Origin of the sequence: Caulobacter sp. 73W (assembly GCF_041021955.1) — a bacterium.
Lineage (GTDB): Bacteria > Pseudomonadota > Alphaproteobacteria > Caulobacterales > Caulobacteraceae > Caulobacter.
In genome coordinates this window covers 2,972,730-2,988,535 of record NZ_CP158375.1, presented here as the reverse complement: position 1 = coordinate 2,988,535, position 15,806 = coordinate 2,972,730, and the positions used below count along the sequence as shown (strand labels likewise).

The window sequence follows — 15,806 nt, the reverse complement described above, 5'->3', positions numbered from 1 at the left end:
ATTTCGCGAGGCGCGAGAAACAGGCATCTGTGGCCACGACGAAGGCGCGTCGCCTCCGCCGTGGACGTTTCAAGGATGAGTTTTTGACCACGGGTTTGATTATCTCGGTCGTCGACGACGACGAGTCGGTCCGCGTCTCCACCGAAGGCCTGCTGCGCTCGCTCGGCTACGCCGCGCGCGGCTTCGCCTCGGCCGAGGCGTTCCTGGAGTCGGACGCCGCCGCCGGGAGCGCCTGCATCGTCTCGGACGTCCATATGCCCGGCCTGAGCGGGGTGGACCTGAAGTCGGCCCTGTCGGCGCGCGGGATCGCCACGCCGGTGATCCTGATGACCGCCTTCCCCAACGAGGCCACGCGCCAGAAAGCGAACGCCCTGGGCGTTGTCTGCTTCCTGCACAAGCCTTTCCAGGCTCAGGCGCTCATCGATTGCATTGAAACGGCCTTAGCCGTCTGAGAAGGGGCCGCCTGAAACGAGAAGCGCCCGCGAGATGGGGGAAAGTCTCGCGGGCGCCGGGCTCTCTCATGACGGCGGGTCCGGCAGGCTGGGGGAGGGGACATCCACCGGGCTGCGCCGTCCTGATTAAGATGGTGGACGGATCGGGCGGTGCAAGGGCGCGATCAAGGTCTCTTTGAGGCGCTTTGTGTGGCCATTGAAACACAGGGTTATGCGAAACGGTAGCAATCGCTCCAGCGCCGCTTGCGCCCGAGTCTCAACACCGCGACTGTCCCCCTCCAGCAGCCGGTGTCGGGGGACGCCTGGCGCTGATCAAGAAAGAAACGCTCCCGGTCTTCGCCGGGGGCGTTTCGTCTTTCCAGGGCTCAGCAATCTCTTGCTAGCCAAGGGATTCGGTCAGCCAAGGAAACTGACCTTGGCCCCCTTCTCCACCGCCGCCGCCAGCGCCTTGGCGTCCCAGTTGGTCAGGCGCACGCAGCCGTTGCTGGCCACCTTGCCCACCTTGGCCGGCTCCGGCGTGCCGTGAATGCCGTAGGTGTCCTTGGTCAGGTCGATCCAGGCCGCGCCCACGGGGTTATTTGGCCCGGCGGCGATGGTCAGCTTGCCCGCCTCCCGCGCCTTCTTCGAGCCGAAGTTCAGCCGGCTGGCGTCGAAGGTGTAGGTCGGCTCGGGCGCCACGGTGCGCACCGCCCAATCGCCGTCCGGCGCAGGACGGTCGTTGGAGCCGATGGTGGCCGGATAGACCGCCACCAGCTTGCCGCCGCCGTCAAAGGCGCGGACCTGGCGGGCGGCCTTGTCGACCTCGATCTTCTGCACGCGCGGCAGCTCGGCGGTCGACACCGCCGCCACCACGATCTTCGTCCCCGGCTTGCTGAAGTCCGCGCCGGGGTTCAGCGCCTGCAGCAGCCCCTCGCCCATGTGGAACTTCTCGGCCAGGGCCTCCAGCGGCGAGGTGTAGCCGAGGGTCTCCATCTTGGCCTGCTCGGTCAGGTCGACGGGGATCTTCTCCACGAACGGACCGGCCACGTCGGCTTCGGTGATCTCATAGGACGTGACCGCCGAGCCGGTGTCACGCACCAGGGCGGCCCAGGTGTCGGCGTCCAGCTGGCCGCTGGCGTTCAGGTTGTTGGCCTTCTGAAAGGCGGCGATCGCCTTACTGACGTTGTCGCCGCCCTGGCCGTCCACCACGCCGGGCGAGAACCGGGCGCGGTCCAGCAGCACCTGGGCGCGGACCAGCATGTCGCGCTTGGCGATCGGATCGCTCTGCGCGGCGGCGAACTCGGCCACGTTCACCGCCTTGCCCTGCTCGGCCAGGTCGTCGGGGGCGACGATGGGGCCGGCGGCGGGGGCCGGCGCGGCAGACGGGGTCACGGCCGGCGGCAGCTGGCCACTGGCCATTTCGGTTGGAGCGTCGCTTTGGCTCTCTCGTGCGTTAGGGTCCGAACAGGCGGCCAACGCGAGGGCGCAAACGCCCGCCATCAGGATTTTGCGACCCAACACCATGCCAACTCCTCTGCCGAAACTGAGCAAGAAAAAGTCGCGGATTCAGCGATGGTTCCTCCCCGTGGCGGTCGGGGGGCTCATCGGCGTCGGCCTGGTGGTGGCCAGGAACCTGCCCCCCGCTTCGAGCGCGCCGTCAACGGCGTCGGAACCGCAAGGCGCCATCGGCGGGCCGGCCGCCCCCTCGCCCGCCCCGGCCTCCGCCGGCCCCGTGCTCTCCGCCTCGCCGAACCCCAACGGCTGCCGCAACCCGGCCTTCGAGGCGGCGGCCCGCGACAACGCCCGCACCCTGACCACCCTGGCCTGGTCGCCCTTCGGCCGGGCCGAGACCGGCTGGGCCATCTACGAGACCCTGACCGCGCACGAGATCGGCACCGACTGCCCCGCCGTCTCCCCCGGCTTCGCCGCCGCCCTGGCCCAGTGGCAGAAACGCCACCGCCTGGCCGGCGACGGCCGCTTCACCACCGCCAGCTTCGATACGTTGAAGGCGCAGATGCACGCGCGCCGCCCCTATGTCGGCGTCCGCGCCCGAGGCGTCTGCCCCAACCCGCCCTCGGCCGCGCAACTGGCCGACGCCACCAAGGACGAGGGCTATGGCGGCAAGGCGATTCAGTTGCGCACCGCCGCCATGGCCGCCTATCGCCAGATGGTCGCCGAGGCCCGGCGCGACGGCGGAGTGGCCGCCGATCCCCGCCACCTGCAGATCTTCAGCGGCTATCGCAGCCCCGAATACGACGCCGCCCGCTGCGCCCGCGACAACAACTGCGACGGGGTGGTGCGGGCGACCTGCTCGCCCCACCGCACGGGTCTGGCCATGGACCTCTATGTGGGTGGCGTGCGGCCGGACTCGACCGAGGACGCCAACCGCCTGATCCAGTCGCGCAACCCCGCCTATCGCTGGCTGGTCGCCAATGCGGAGCGCTTCGGCTTCCGCAACTACCCGTTCGAGCCCTGGCATTGGGAATATGTGCAAGAAGCGCCGTAGCAACCTTGCTTGGATTTAAGCGGACTCACCGCAGGCTCACGGCTAGGAGCTTGACCATGATCCGCGCCCTCGCCGCCGCCCTCCTCCTGTCCGCCGCCGCGCCCGCCGCTCTAGCGGCCTGCCTGATGACGCCGGAGGACGCCAACTTCGCCAACCGCGCCATCGGCGCCTGGAGCACCACGGCCCGCCAGGACCTGGCCCTGTCGGCGGGCGAGCGGCCGACTATCGTGCTGTTCGACCAGACCTGCGCCTACACCGCCGGGCCGGCCGGCCCCGTCTCGTGGAACGGCGTCGCCCACGGCGGCCAGGTGAAGCTGCCGGACGGCCAGGCCATCCCCGCCCGCGTCGCCTCCTTCGCCGCGCCGTTCGACGAGAACCGCAAGGCGTTCTTCGTCATGGCCCTGCCCTCGATCTGGCAGGGCGCCGGGGTGGACAGCGCGCTAGGGCTGGAGGGCCTGATGCAGGGCGTGCTCATCCACGAGATGACCCACACCCGGCAGTTCTATTATGTCAGCCCGCGCCTGGCCGAACTGACCGCGCAATACGGCCTGCCGGACGACCTGTCCGACGACAGTCTGCAGGCCGCCTTCGCCAAGGACGAGGCCTATGTGGCCGCCTATGAGGACGAACTGGGCGCCCTGTTCCAGGCCCTGAACGCCCGCAATGAGACCCAGGCACGCGCCTATGCCCGCCAGGCCCTGGCCAAGATGCGCGCCCGCCGCGCCCAGTTCTTCGTCGGCGACAACGCCAAGTGGGCGCCGCTGGACGACCTGTTCCTGACGATGGAAGGCCTCGGCCAATGGGCCGCCTTCGCCTGGACCACCCGCGGCCGCGGCGTCGACACCGGCACGGCGGTGCGCGAACTGCGCCGAGGCGGCCGCTTCTGGAGCCAGGACGAAGGGCTGGTGCTGTTCCTGCTGATCGACCGTCTGGTCCCGGACTGGCAGTCCCGGGCGTTCGACCCGGTGAAGCCGGCGCTGGCGGAGGAGCTGCTGGGGTTGGCGGCTGAGGGGTAGAGTGGAATGTTCGTTTCTCCCCCCTGTAGCGAAGCGTACGGGGGATGTGGATCGGCGCGCAGCGACGGGACGGACGGGGCGTCCACCGTGCCCCGAGCTCAGTCTGCCACCTCCACTGCTTCGCGGTCCCCCTCCCCGTTACACGGGGGAGGAGAAGCGGCTCAGAGCCCCAAAAGGGCGAGGGGATAGAGCTAGACCCCGCCCCGTTGGCGCCGCATCCTCCGCCCCAAACAAGTGTTCGAACGGGAGGATTGCGTATGTTGAAGCCGCTTGCCGCCGCGCTGCTGTTCGCCTCGGGCCTGGCCGTGTCCGCGCCGGCCGTCGCCGCGCCCAACGACTACGCCAAGGACGAGAACTGGCTGTGCCGCCCCGGTCGCGCCGACGCCTGCGCGGTGGATCAGTCGAGCACCATCGTTGCTGCGAACGGCGGCCTGACGCGCGAGGCGTTCAAGGCCCATCCCAAGGCGGCGATCGACTGCTTCTACGTCTATCCCACGGTCTCCACCGATCCCGGCGGCAACAGCGACATGAGCATCGACCACGCCGAGCGGCGGGTGGTGGAGCAGCAGTTCGCCCGCTTCGCCTCGGTGTGCCGGACCTTTTCGCCCATGTACCGCCAGATCACCCTGGCGGGCCTGCGGTCCAACATGGTGGGCAAGCCGATCCCGATGGATCCGCAGCTCGGCTACAACGACGTGCGCGACGCCTGGGCCGACTATCTGAAGCGCGACAACGGCGGGCGCGGCGTGGTCCTGATCGGCCACAGCCAGGGCGCGCGGGTGCTGCAGAACCTGCTCAAGGACGAGGCCGCCATGGCGCCGGCCAAGGGGCGGATCGTCTCGGCCCTGATCCTGGGCATGAACACGCCGGTCGGGCCGGACAAGAGCTATGCCGGCATGGCGTCGTGCAAGGCCGCGTCGCAGACCGGCTGCTACATCTCTTACGTCTCGTTCCGAGAGGTCGCCCCGCCGCCGGCCGTCAGCCGCTTCGGCCGCGCGGTCGAGCCCGGCATGACCGCCGCCTGCGTGAACCCGGCGGCCCTGGGCGGCGGCTCGGCGCCGCTGCACGCCTATCTGACCAACGGCTCGACCACCGCGCCCAATGTCTGGGTGAAGCCGGAGAAGACGATCGACACCCCGTTCGTCAACGTGCCCGGCCTGCTGACCGGGACCTGCGTGGAGAAGGACGGGGCCTCCTACCTGTCCATCCGCGTCAACGCCGATCCGGCCGATCCGCGCACCGACGTGCTGACCGGCGACGTGGTGGTCGACGGCAAGACGCTGGACGACTGGGGCCTGCATCTCATCGACGTGAACCTGACCATGGGCGATCTGGTCCGCGTGGTCGGCGAGCAGTCGAAGGCCTGGAGCAAGCGCTAGAACCGGGCCCTGAAACGACAAGGGCCGCGCCAGTCTCCCGGCGCGGCCCAAGTTCGATCAAGGCTGGTCGGCTCAGCCGCCGCTGATCTTCTTGCCGGCGAAGATGCCCAGGGCCAGGAAGATCAGGAAGCCGACGACGAACAGGAAGAACAGGATCTTGGCGATGCCGGCCGCCGCGCCCGCGACGCCGCCGAAACCAAGAGCGCCGGCGATCAGCGCGATCACGGCGAAAATCAGAGCCCACTTCAACATTGAACCACTCCCTTGTGGATAAGCTTCGATGTGGAAAACGGAGCCTTCGCCTTATTTGTTCCAGCCTTCTGACAGAGTATGACCGTCTTCATGGCCGGAAAGCCCGAAAGCCCCGTCGAACCCTTCAAGCGCGCCCTGGCGCACGCCGCCCGTTCGCTCGCCGAGACGCCCGACCTTGAGGTGGTGTTCTCCGGCGACGGCCCGCACCTGTCGGGCAACCGCGCCGTGCTCCCCCACCCGCCCCGCGATCTGTCGCCCAGGGACGCCGCGCGCATCCGCGGTCTGGCCGACCAGATGGCTCTGCGCCTGGCGCACCACGACGCCGCCGCGCACATGCGCAACCGCCCGATCTCGCCCGACGCCATGGCCGCCTTCGAGTCGGTGGAGCAGGCTCGGATCGAGGCCATCGGCGCCAATGCCCTGGGCGGCGTGCGCGCCAACCTGACCGCCGCCCTGGAAGACAAGATCGAGCGCCAGGGCCTGACGCGGATGGACCGCACCGTCGCGCCCATGGCCGACATCCTGGGCCTGATCGTGCGCGAGCGCCTGACCGGCGACGCCCCGCCGGACGGCAGCAAGACCCTGGTCGACCTGTTCCGCGCCGAGGTGGAGGAGAAGGCCGGCCCCGCCCTGGACCGCCTGACCGGCTCGATCGCCGACCAGGCCGCCTTCGCCAAGATCACCCGCGAGATCCTGCGCGACCTTGGCCTGGACGAGAGCGAGGCCGACGCCACCGAAGCCTCCGACGATGACGAGGGCGACGAGAACGAAGGCCCCACCGAGGGCGAGGACGAGAACGACGACGACGGCGAGGGCCAGCAGCCCGAAGGCACCGCCCAGCAGGAGACCGAAGCCTCCGACCAGGACGCCGAGGCCGGCGACGAGCAGTCGGTGCAGGTCGAGGACGACGGCGACGCAGAGGCCACCGACGAGGCGCCGGAGATGGGCGACGGCGCCAAGCCCGCCCGCCCCGACATCCGCGACAACGGTCAGGTCGAGCCGCCCTACAAGATCTTCACCGCCGCCAATGACGAGATCGTCGGCGCCGAGGACCTGTGCGACGGCGAGGAGCTGACCCGCCTGCGCGCCTACCTGGACCAGCAGCTGTCCAGCCTGTCCTCGGTCGTCTCGCGCCTGGCCAACAAGCTGCAGCGCCGCCTGCTGGCCCAGCAGAACCGCGCCTGGACCTTCGATCTCGAGGAAGGGATGCTCGACGTCGCGCGCCTGACCCGCGTGATCATCGACCCCACCGCGCCGCTGTCCTTCAAGCAGGAGGAGGACGTCGAGTTCCGCGACACCGTCGTCACCATCCTGATCGACAATTCCGGCTCCATGCGCGGCCGCCCGATCATGGTCGCCGCCGTCTGCGCCGACATCCTGGCCCGCACCTTGGAGCGCTGCGGCGTGAAGACCGAGATCCTCGGCTTCACCACCAAGGCCTGGAAGGGCGGAGCCAGCCGGGACGAGTGGATCAAGGCCGGCAAGCCGCCCGCCCCCGGCCGCCTGAACGACCTGCGCCACATCGTCTACAAGGCCGCCGACGCGCCGTGGCGCCGCGCCCGCCGCAACCTCGGCCTGATGATGCGCGAGGGGCTGTTGAAGGAGAACATCGACGGCGAGGCCCTGATGTGGGCGCACCAGCGCCTGATCGGCCGGCCCGAGCAGCGCCGCATCCTGATGGTCATCTCCGACGGCGCGCCGGTGGACGATTCCACCCTGTCGGTGAACTCCGGCCACTATCTGGAGCGCCACCTGCGCCAGGTGATCGGCGAGATCGAGAACAAGAGCCCGGTCGAGCTGCTGGCCATCGGCATCGGGCACGATGTGACGCGCTACTACCGCCGCGCCGTGACCATCGTCGATGTCGAGCAACTGGGCGGCGTGCTGGTCGAACAGCTGGCCGCCCTGTTCGAGGAAGAGCCCAAGACCGCCGGTCGGGCCAAGGGTCTGTTGCCGCCGCCGCCCGTTGTTCAGGGCGCGGCGCTCAAGTCGCGTCGCGTTGGAGCGCCAGCATGAACCGTCTAGCCCGCCTGGCCGCCGCCACCGCCCTGTGTGGACTGATGCTGGCGAGCTGCGTGCCCCCCGAGGCGCCGCCGGTTCTGCCCGTCGCCCCCGTCCCGGCCGGCCCGGAGATCACCGTCCAGACCGAGGCCGTTCCGCTCAATCCGAACGATGCGGCCCAGACCAAGATCGGCAACTTCACCTATGCCGGCGGCATCGCCATCACCTCCAGCACGTCGACCCGCCTGCACGGGCTGTCGACCCTGACAGTGCTGGGCGACCACCGGATCGTCTCTGCCAGCGACGACGGCGACGTCTTCGAGGCCCGTCTGGTGCTGGACGAACAGGACCGCCTGGTCGGCCTCAAGGACGCCAAGATCGAGCCCCTGCTGGGCCTCGACGGCAAACCGCTGTCGGGCAAGGAGTGGGCCGACGCCGAGGGCATGACCTTCCTGCCCAATGGCGACCGCCTGGTCAGCTTCGAGCGCAACCACCGCATCTGGCGCTATCCGGCCGGCGGCGGCGCGCCGGTCGTCGCCCCCTCCCCTAAGACCATCTTCCCTGAGAACGAGGGGATGGAGGCCCTGGCCTACTATCCCGCCGCCGGGGCGGACGCCTACATCGTGGGCGGCGAGGAAGGCGAGGTTTGGATCTGCAAGCTGTCGGCGGCATGCGAGTCGGCGCCGCCCCAGATGGGCCCCGACATCACCTATGGCCTGGTGTCGTTCAGCGCCTTCAACGGCCCGGCCATCGCCATGATGCACCGCGCCTTCGACCCCATTCAGGGCAACCGCATCCAGGTCAGCATCGTCAACGACCCGCTGACCAAGCGCCGCTTCCCCCTGGTGGCCGACCGCTTCACGCTTCAGGCGCCCCTGACCCGAGACAACTTCGAGGGCCTGGCCGTCAGCAGCAACCGCGCGGGCGGGGTTCGGCTTTATCTGATGTCGGACGACAACTTCTCCGCCAGGCAGCGCACCTTGCTGATGGCGTTCGACTGGAGTCCCCCGCCGCCGCAACCGATCGCGCCCAAGCCGGCCCCCAAAAGGCGCGCGCCGCCTCGCCGATGATCAAGAATGCAGCGAAGACACATAACGCTGCTTAAGCATGTTGCACCGCGCGAAAGCCATGGTGCGCCGCACTATTTGACTTGAAGCTTTTTGGGCTTCGACGTACAAAAACCGTCATCGACGGAATAACAAATCAGAACGTCGGCTTTGGGGAAAACGTGCCGGGAGGCGGTTGTCATCAACCTCCTCTTGGAGTCTTCAAAATGCGTAAGCTCAACACTCTGGCCCTCGTTGTGTCTCTTGGGGCCGCCTTCGTCGCTGGCAATGCCGGCGCCGCCGAACTCCGCGTCTCCCTGGTCGGCAAGTCCGCCAAGGAAGCCCACGCCGAGATCCTGAAAGCCGCCAGCACGGTCTGCTGGCAGGACGTCCGCAGCGAATCCCTGGCCGTTTACCTGTACCCGGCCTGCGTTCGCGCCAGCGTCAAGGACGCCGTCTCCAAGGTGAACAACCCGGAACTGGCCGCCTTCACCAAGACTGCTTCCGTGAACTACTACGCCCTGCAGCGCTAAGCGCACCGCAAGGCGAACGACAAGAGGCCCGCGAGCCCCGCTCGCGGGCCTTTTTCTATGCTCTTTGAGGAAATCTGCGGGCGGCGCCCACGAAACTGCGTACGCCGAACAGGGCTTGCCGAGGCATAGAGGCGCCCAGCCGCCTCACCGCGGCCTGGGGGCGTATTTCCCAGGGGCCACGGCCCCCAAGCGGGGTCCGCAAGAACCCGTCCAGCCGTGGCCCATCAAGCGAATGACAAAAAATGCGAAGAGGCCCGCGGATCGCTCCGCGGGCCTCTTGCGTAATCGGCTGGCGAGTAGGTCGCTTAGGCGGCTTGCGCCGCGACCTTGGCCTTCACCTGGCGCTTGATCTTCAGAGCGCGCGGCGACAGCACTTCGTCCTTGGAGCCCAGCAGGAAGACGTCCAGGCCACCCTTGTAGTCCAGGGTGCGCAGGGCGGCGTTGCTGATGCGCAGCTTGAAGCTCTGGCCCAGGGCGTCCGACTGCAGGGTCGCGGGGGACAGGGCCGGCAGGAAGCGGCGCTTGGTCTTGATGTTGGAGTGGCTCACGTTGTGGCCAACGATCGGGCCCTTACCGGTGAGTTCGCAACGACGCGACATGACGGACAACCTTGCTTGGGCGAAGCGGACTTCGCAAAAGAATATCGGGCACGCCAAGGACTCTCTCGGCGCGAGAGGGGGCGATATAGGCGACGGCGACGTTGAGAGTCAAGCCGGACCCTGGATGATCGCGCCTTTCAAGCGCGGTTCATCGCGGCTCCTATATGTAAGGCGTCATGATGAAGCCCAAAGACGCCATCCGCCCAATCGCCATCGCCGTCAGCGCCGTCGCCCTGGCGGTTCTGGGCGTCGCCACCGTGGCTCCCGCCGTGTTCGCGCAGGAGAAGGCCCCGGAGACGATTCTGCCGGGCCACTGGCAGTACAGCTACAAGATCGGCGGCATCCTGCCCGTGGGCAAGGAGATGAAGTGCCTGACCGCCAAGGACGTGGCCCAGTTCTCGGACGGCATCTGCACGCGCCGCTTCAAGTGCGTCTATGAGCGCAAGGTGGTCGGCGACGGCCGGATCGACCTCAAGGGCGTCTGGTACGACAAGAAGAACCGCCCCGCCCCGGTGAAGGGCAAGGGGACCTACACGCCCGATAGCTTCAAGATCGACGTCAACGTCACCACCATCCACGGCCTGCCGCTGGCGGGGGTGATGGAGGCCAAGCGCGTGGCCGCCGCCTGCCCGGCTGCCGCTGAATGATCCAAGCTTTGCCGGAAACCATTTGTGGTTAACGGCGCTATGGCTACAATATCTCGTAGGGAACAAATCCCGAATCGGCGGACGTCGCTGATTCGGTCATGATTTGTTTCGCTCGTGTTCGGCTACGGCCGCGCTTGTGTTAACGCCCCCGCCTTCAGTCACGATCCGAATGCCGAGGCTGCGGCAGGTTCGCCGCGTCGCTGGCCGGGAAGCTCTCTTCCAGCGCCTCGTCCAGCTCGTCCTCGGTGTAGGAAACCGGCGGGATTCGCGGCGGCGGCTCGTTGGACAGGGTGGTGTCGATGTCGGCGCCGTTGCGCAAGGTCAGGGTCACCGGCGTGCGCTCTGCGATGTCGGCGAGGCGGGCGCGCTGTTCGTCGCTCAGGTCGCCTTCCAGGTGCAAAACCCGCTCGATCTTGCTGCGGTCGCCGTCCTTGTAGTGATGCAGGTCCACATGCGCCGCCACCAGCGGCCAGCCCTTGCGGTCGGCGTACATCTTCAGGGTGATCACCGTGCAGGAGCCGAGGCTGGCCAACAGCAGATCGTACGGCGCCGGCCCCACGTCCTGCCCGCCCAGGGCCGGCGGCTCGTCGCTGACCAGGGCGTGGCGGCCCGTGGTGATGGCGGTGGCGTAGGCCTGGTCCGAAATGCTGGCTTTTGCGCGGGCCATGGCGGCCTCCCTGTGGCGGTGATCGACAGCTTAGATGGAGCCTGCCGTCGTCCAAGGCTATATGCGCCCCATGACGATATCGGACTTGAAGAATGGCGACGCCGCGCTCGGCGTCTATGGCGTTCCCCAGCACGGTGTGATCGACCCGCCGCGCGGCGTGCAGTTCTCGCCCCTGGCGCTGGATTCGCAAGGGATCGAGTTCCAGCCGGACGGCAGCCTGGACGCCATGGCCGTGGTCGCCCCGCCTGGCGTGCTGGAGCGCCGCTATGTCCTGGCCCAGGCCCTGCGCGCCCTCAAGGTCGGCGGCCGGCTGACCGCCCTGGCGCCTAAGGACAAGGGCGGCTCGCGCCTTCGCAAGGAGCTGGAGGCGTTCGGCTGCGTGGTCGCCGAGGACGCCCGCCGCCACCACCGGATCTGCATGACCGACCGCCCGGCCGATCCTGTGGGCCTGGATGAAGCCATCGCCGCCGGCGCGCCCCAAGTGGCGCCGCGCCTGTCGATGTGGTCGCAGCCCGGCGTGTTCAGCTGGGACCGTCCGGACCCGGGCAGCGTCCTTTTGCTGAAGCACCTGCCCAAGCTGTCGGGCGCGGGGCTCGACGCTGGCTGCGGCGTCGGCCTGCTGGCCAAGGCCGTGCTGGCCGAGCCGAAGGTGACCAGGCTGACCCTTCTCGACATCGACCGCCGGGCGACCGACGCGGCCCGCCGCAATATCGAGGATGCGCGCGCCGACATCCTTCAGGCCGACATCCGCGATCCGGACCTTGCGTTGGCCGACCTGGACTTCGTGGTCATGAACCCGCCGTTCCACGATGGCGGGCATGAGGACAAGCGCCTGGGCCAGGCCTTCGTCCAGCGCGCGGCGGACCTGCTGAAGAAGGGCGGGACCCTTTGGCTGACCGCCAACCGCCACCTGCCCTATGAGGCCGCGCTGAACGAGCGCTTCGCCAAGGTCGAGCTGCGGGCCGAGGAAGCCGGCTTCAAGATCTACGAGGCGCGCAAGTGACGGGGAAGGCGCTGATGGCGCGGCTGGACCGCGTGCTGTCCAACATGGCCTACGGCTCGCGCCGCGAGGTCCAGGCCATGGTCGCCGCCGGCCAGGTGATCCTGGACGGCAAGGCCCTGAAGGACGCCGGCCAGCGCATCGCCGTCACCGCCGACCTGCCCGCGCGCATGACCATCCGCGGCAAGCCCGTGGACCCGCCCGCGCCGTTGGCCCTGATGATGCACAAGCCCCTGGGCGTGGTGTGCTCGCACAAGGAAGAAGGCACGCGGATCTACGACCTGCTGCCCCGCCGCTGGACCTTGCGTGATCCGGCCATCTCTACCGTGGGGCGGCTGGACAAGGACACCTCGGGCCTGATCCTGCTGACCGACGACGGGCCGCTGCTGCACCGGATCATCTCGCCCAAGCACCATGTGCCCAAGCGCTATCGCGTCACCCTGGACCGCCCGTTGAGGGGTGACGAAGGGGCGACCTTCGCGGCCGGGACGCTGATGCTGGAGAGCGAGGACAAGCCCCTGCTGCCCGCGCAGCTGGAGGTGCTGTCCTCCACCGAGGCGCTGCTGACCATCCATGAGGGCCGCTACCACCAGGTGCGCCGCATGTTCGCCGCCGTGGGCAACCACGTGACCGCCCTGCACCGCGACCAGGTCGGCGCCCTGGCCCTGCCGGACGACCTGGAGCCCGGCCAGTGGCGCGTGCTGACCGCCGAAGACGAGGCGGCGATCTTCGCCGCCTGACGCAATCGCGCGTGACATAAAGGCTTCGCTTGCTTCGCCCTGCGCGCCGCCCCACTTTCCGCCCATGAGCGACCGTCCCTCTGGACAGGCGCCGGCGCGCCTCGTGGCCGTGCTCGGCCCGACCAACACCGGCAAGACCCACCTCGCCGTCGAACGCATGGTCGGCCACGCCAGCGGCATGATCGGCCTGCCGCTGCGGCTGCTGGCGCGGGAGATCTATGACCGGGTGGTCAAGCTGCGCGGCAAGGCCAGCGTCGCCCTGATCACCGGCGAGGAGAAGATCGTCCCGCCGCGCGCCGCCTACTTCATCTGCACGGTGGAGGCCATGCCGCTGGGCCGCGAGGTCGAGTTCATGGCGGTGGACGAGATCCAGCTGTGCGCCGATCCCGAGCGCGGCCACATCTTCACCCACCGCCTCCTGCACGCCCGGGGCAAGTTCGAGACCATGCTGATGGGCGCCGGGACCATGGCGCCGCTGATCCGCCGCCTGCTGCCGGACGCCGAGATCGTCACCCGCGAGCGGCTGTCGACCCTGTCCTATGCCGGCTCCAAGAAGCTGACCCGCCTGCCCCGGCGCTCGGCCATCGTCGCCTTCAGCGCCGACCAGGTCTACGCCATCGCCGAGCTGATCCGCCGCCAGCGCGGCGGGGCGGCCGTGGTCATGGGGTCCTTGAGCCCCCGCACCCGCAACGCCCAGGTCGCCCTCTACCAGTCGGGCGAGGTCGACTTCTTGGTGGCCACCGACGCCATCGGCATGGGCCTGAACATGGACGTCGACCACGTGGCCTTCGCCGGCCAGCGCAAGTTCGACGGCAAGCGGACCCGCTATCTGTATCCGCAGGAAGTGGCCCAGATCGCCGGGCGCGCGGGGCGCTTCCGCACCGACGGCACCTTCGGGGTGACGGGCGACTGCGCCGAGTTCGACGAGGACATCGTCGAGGCGGTGGAGCATCACCGCTTCGATCCGATCACCGACGCCGAATGGCGCAATCCGGCGCTGGACTTCGACTCCCTGCCCGACCTGCTGCGCTCGCTTGCCGAGGGGCCCAAGCGCGAGGGCCTGACCCTGACCGAGCCGGGGCTGGACGAGCGCATGATGCGCCGCCTGGCCGAGGACGAGGAGGTCGTCAAACGCTGCAAGGACCGCTCCGTCCTGCTGCGGCTGTGGGAGACCTGCCAGACCCCGGACTTCCGCAAGACCACGGACGACGACCACCGCCAACTGGTCAAGGGCCTGTTCGACGACCTGACCACGGGCGGCCGCCGCATTCCCAAGGACTGGATGGCCGGGCAGTACAAGGCGCTGGACCGGCTGGAGGGCGAGATCGACACCCTCGCCACGCGTCTGGCCAGCATCCGCACCCTGGCCTACATCGCCAATCGCCCGGACTGGCTGCATGAGCCCAAGCATTGGCAGGAGATGACCCGCGCCCTCGAGGACCGGGTCAGCGACACCCTGCACGAGAAGCTGATGGCCCGGTTCATCGATCGCCGCACCAGCGTGCTGATGCGGCAGTTGGGCGAGAAGGAAGAAATGCTGGCCGGGGTCGAACCGGACGGCACGGTCAATGTGCAGGGGCACTTCGTAGGGAAGCTGACGGGCGTGACATTCGAACCAGCCAAGGGCTCCACCGCCCTCGAGGAAAAGGCCTTGCGCGGCGCCGCCCAGAAGGCCGTCGCGCCGGAGGTGGCCCGCCGTCTCGGCGTCCTGGCCTCCGACGGGGACGACGCGTTCTCGATCACGCCGACCGGGACCATCCTGTGGAGCGGCGAGGCCGCCGGCGCCGTCGTCAACGGCCGCGTGCGCCTGTTGGGCGAGCTTGGCCCTGCCGCCGCGCGCGAGAAGGCCCTGCGCCGCCTGGAAGCCTTCCTCACCGCCGAGCGCGGACGTCGCCTGGCCCCGCTGCTGAAGCTGGAAGCCGCCATGGCCGATGGCCGGCTGAAGGGTCTTGCGCGCGGGATCGCCCACCGCCTCATCGAGGCCGGCGGCGTGTTGGACCGCCGCGAGGTGGACGCAGAGATCCGCTCCCTCAGCGTCGAGGAGCGGCGCGAGCTCAAGACCCTTGGCGTGAAGATCGCCGCCTTCAGCCTGTACCTGCCCAAGCTGCTGAAGCCCGAGGCCCTGGCCTTCGCCCGCGCCACGGCGCCGTTCTCGGACTGGGCCGCGCAGCCCGGCGAGCTGGCCATCCTGCCCGACCCGACGCCGCCGCCCCGCGCCCTGGCCGCGCGCGGCCTGCAGATCGTCGCCCGCTACGCCGCGCCGGTGGAGCAGCTGGAGTTGCTGGACGAGGCCATGCGCGAAAGCTTCAAGCCCGGGCGCGGCATGATCCTGCCCGAGGACAAGCAAAAGGCCCTGGGCTGGAGCCCGCGTGAGCTGGACGTGATCCTGCGCGCCTTGAACTTCACGCCGGCGGCCAAGGCCAAGCCGGGCCAGCCGACCGTCTGGCGCCGTCGCGGGGCCGACGCCATCCCGGCTCCGGCCCAGGCCGTCATTCCGTCCGACTCGCCGTTCGCCGCCCTGGCCGCCTTGCGCGCCCCGCCCCCGGCGCCGGAGCCTGTCGAGTCCGCCAAGCGCAAGCCGCGCCGCAAGCCGAAGGCCAAGCCCGCCGTCGCGGCGGCCGAGGCGCCGACGACCGAGGCGCTGGTCCCCACCGATCCGGACGCCGCGCCCAAGAAGCGGCGCCGCCGGCGCAAGCCCAAGACCGGGGCTGAGACAGCGGTCGCGGCTTCTGCGACGCCTGAAGCCGTTACGGTCGAGGGCGCGGCCGACGCCGCGCCGCAAGCGCCTGCCAAGCGGCGTCGCCGCCGCAAGCCCAAGGGCGCCGCGCCGGTCGCGACGACGGCTACGGCCGTCGACGCCCCCGCCGCCGAAGCAGCGCCGATCGCCGAGGGCCCAGAAGCGGCTCCCGCGTCCGACGCGCCGAAGAAGAAGCGCCGCCCGCGCCGCCGCAAGCCGAAGACCGCCACGGCGGCGACGAGCGAAGGGACC

14 protein-coding genes and 1 pseudogene are annotated in these 15,806 nt (G+C 69.4%); 11 read left to right on the top strand and 4 right to left on the bottom strand.

Annotated elements, in window-relative coordinates:
• The first annotated feature begins 29 nt into the window (after positions 1-29).
• Positions 30-452 (top strand): response regulator transcription factor, encoded by a 423-nt coding sequence (locus ABOZ73_RS14150; protein WP_369058782.1) that lies wholly within the window; start codon positions 30-32, stop codon positions 450-452.
• Positions 453-848: 396 nt separating this feature from the next.
• Here ABOZ73_RS14150 and ABOZ73_RS14145 read toward each other — a convergent pair whose 3' ends face one another.
• Positions 849-1,850 (bottom strand): L,D-transpeptidase, encoded by a 1,002-nt coding sequence (locus ABOZ73_RS14145; RefSeq protein WP_369058781.1) that lies wholly within the window; start codon positions 1,848-1,850, stop codon positions 849-851.
• Between the two features lie 166 nt (positions 1,851-2,016).
• Between ABOZ73_RS14145 and ABOZ73_RS14140 the strand changes: the two genes are divergently transcribed.
• The 3 genes from ABOZ73_RS14140 (at position 2,017) to ABOZ73_RS14130 (ending at position 5,332) form a co-directional block, all read left to right on the top strand.
• Positions 2,017-2,937 carry a D-alanyl-D-alanine carboxypeptidase family protein gene (locus ABOZ73_RS14140; RefSeq protein WP_369058780.1) on the top strand — a complete coding sequence of 307 codons (921 nt, stop codon included), beginning with the start codon at positions 2,017-2,019 and terminating at the stop codon, positions 2,935-2,937.
• A gap of 56 nt (positions 2,938-2,993) precedes the next feature.
• Positions 2,994-3,953 carry a hypothetical protein gene (locus ABOZ73_RS14135; RefSeq protein ID WP_369058779.1) on the top strand — a complete coding sequence of 320 codons (960 nt, stop codon included), beginning with the start codon at positions 2,994-2,996 and terminating at the stop codon, positions 3,951-3,953.
• Positions 3,954-4,210: 257 nt separating this feature from the next.
• Positions 4,211-5,332 carry a DUF3089 domain-containing protein gene (locus ABOZ73_RS14130; protein WP_369058778.1) on the top strand — a complete coding sequence of 374 codons (1,122 nt, stop codon included), beginning with the start codon at positions 4,211-4,213 and terminating at the stop codon, positions 5,330-5,332.
• Between the two features lie 72 nt (positions 5,333-5,404).
• On the opposite strand, the gene ABOZ73_RS14125 is transcribed toward ABOZ73_RS14130, so the two are convergent.
• Complete coding sequence (locus tag ABOZ73_RS14125) at positions 5,405-5,584, bottom strand: DUF1328 domain-containing protein (RefSeq protein WP_369058777.1); 180 nt, start codon at positions 5,582-5,584, stop codon at positions 5,405-5,407.
• Between the two features lie 90 nt (positions 5,585-5,674).
• Between ABOZ73_RS14125 and cobT the strand changes: the two genes are divergently transcribed.
• From cobT to ABOZ73_RS14110, 3 genes are all read left to right on the top strand, one after another.
• Positions 5,675-7,600 carry a cobaltochelatase subunit CobT gene (cobT, locus tag ABOZ73_RS14120; protein WP_369062554.1) on the top strand — a complete coding sequence of 642 codons (1,926 nt, stop codon included), beginning with the start codon at positions 5,675-5,677 and terminating at the stop codon, positions 7,598-7,600.
• Positions 7,597-8,655 (top strand): esterase-like activity of phytase family protein, encoded by a 1,059-nt coding sequence (locus ABOZ73_RS14115; RefSeq protein WP_369058776.1) that lies wholly within the window; start codon positions 7,597-7,599, stop codon positions 8,653-8,655. The genes cobT and ABOZ73_RS14115 overlap by 4 nt, the downstream gene beginning before the upstream one ends.
• A 203-nt stretch (positions 8,656-8,858) precedes the next feature.
• Positions 8,859-9,164: a hypothetical protein gene (locus ABOZ73_RS14110; RefSeq protein ID WP_369058775.1), complete on the top strand. Its 306-nt coding sequence runs from the start codon at positions 8,859-8,861 to the stop codon at positions 9,162-9,164.
• Between the two features lie 305 nt (positions 9,165-9,469).
• Here the strand turns inward: ABOZ73_RS14110 and rpmB are convergent, their stop codons facing one another.
• Positions 9,470-9,763: a 50S ribosomal protein L28 gene (gene rpmB, locus ABOZ73_RS14105; RefSeq protein ID WP_369058774.1), complete on the bottom strand. Its 294-nt coding sequence runs from the start codon at positions 9,761-9,763 to the stop codon at positions 9,470-9,472.
• Between the two features lie 176 nt (positions 9,764-9,939).
• On the opposite strand from rpmB, the gene ABOZ73_RS14100 reads away from it, so the two are divergent.
• A complete protein-coding gene (locus ABOZ73_RS14100) occupies positions 9,940-10,410 on the top strand; it encodes a DUF3617 domain-containing protein (protein ID WP_369058773.1) in 471 nt (156 codons plus the stop codon).
• Positions 10,411-10,564: 154 nt separating this feature from the next.
• Here ABOZ73_RS14100 and ABOZ73_RS14095 read toward each other — a convergent pair whose 3' ends face one another.
• Positions 10,565-11,077, bottom strand: a complete 513-nt coding sequence (locus tag ABOZ73_RS14095) for an OsmC family protein (protein WP_369058772.1) — start codon at positions 11,075-11,077, stop codon at positions 10,565-10,567.
• A 70-nt stretch (positions 11,078-11,147) separates the two neighbouring features.
• Here ABOZ73_RS14095 and ABOZ73_RS14090 point away from each other — a divergent pair, with 70 nt between their 5' ends.
• The 3 genes and pseudogenes from ABOZ73_RS14090 to ABOZ73_RS14080 all read left to right on the top strand — a co-directional run.
• Entirely contained in the window at positions 11,148-12,080 is a 933-nt protein-coding gene (locus ABOZ73_RS14090; RefSeq protein WP_369058771.1) for a class I SAM-dependent methyltransferase, read from the top strand.
• Between the two features lie 14 nt (positions 12,081-12,094).
• On the top strand, positions 12,095-12,817 hold the full coding sequence (locus ABOZ73_RS14085) for a pseudouridine synthase (RefSeq protein WP_369062553.1): 723 nt from the start codon (positions 12,095-12,097) through the stop codon (positions 12,815-12,817).
• Positions 12,818-12,881: 64 nt separating this feature from the next.
• A pseudogene (locus ABOZ73_RS14080) lies at positions 12,882-15,443 on the top strand (helicase-related protein); the annotation flags it as partial.
• Between the last annotated feature and the right edge of the window lie 363 nt (positions 15,444-15,806).

Coding starts and splice junctions, on each gene's coding strand:
- ABOZ73_RS14145 (WP_369058781.1), bottom strand. CDS start 1,850: ATGGCCAGTGGCCAGCTGCCGCCGGCCGTGACCCCGTCTGCCGCGCCG.
- ABOZ73_RS14135 (WP_369058779.1), top strand. CDS start 2,994: ATGATCCGCGCCCTCGCCGCCGCCCTCCTCCTGTCCGCCGCCGCGCCC.
- ABOZ73_RS14130 (WP_369058778.1), top strand. CDS start 4,211: ATGTTGAAGCCGCTTGCCGCCGCGCTGCTGTTCGCCTCGGGCCTGGCC.
- ABOZ73_RS14125 (WP_369058777.1), bottom strand. CDS start 5,584: ATGTTGAAGTGGGCTCTGATTTTCGCCGTGATCGCGCTGATCGCCGGC.
- cobT (WP_369062554.1), top strand. CDS start 5,675: ATGGCCGGAAAGCCCGAAAGCCCCGTCGAACCCTTCAAGCGCGCCCTG.
- ABOZ73_RS14115 (WP_369058776.1), top strand. CDS start 7,597: ATGAACCGTCTAGCCCGCCTGGCCGCCGCCACCGCCCTGTGTGGACTG.
- ABOZ73_RS14110 (WP_369058775.1), top strand. CDS start 8,859: ATGCGTAAGCTCAACACTCTGGCCCTCGTTGTGTCTCTTGGGGCCGCC.
- rpmB (WP_369058774.1), bottom strand. CDS start 9,763: ATGTCGCGTCGTTGCGAACTCACCGGTAAGGGCCCGATCGTTGGCCAC.
- ABOZ73_RS14100 (WP_369058773.1), top strand. CDS start 9,940: ATGATGAAGCCCAAAGACGCCATCCGCCCAATCGCCATCGCCGTCAGC.
- ABOZ73_RS14095 (WP_369058772.1), bottom strand. CDS start 11,077: ATGGCCCGCGCAAAAGCCAGCATTTCGGACCAGGCCTACGCCACCGCC.
- ABOZ73_RS14090 (WP_369058771.1), top strand. CDS start 11,148: ATGACGATATCGGACTTGAAGAATGGCGACGCCGCGCTCGGCGTCTAT.
- ABOZ73_RS14085 (WP_369062553.1), top strand. CDS start 12,095: ATGGCGCGGCTGGACCGCGTGCTGTCCAACATGGCCTACGGCTCGCGC.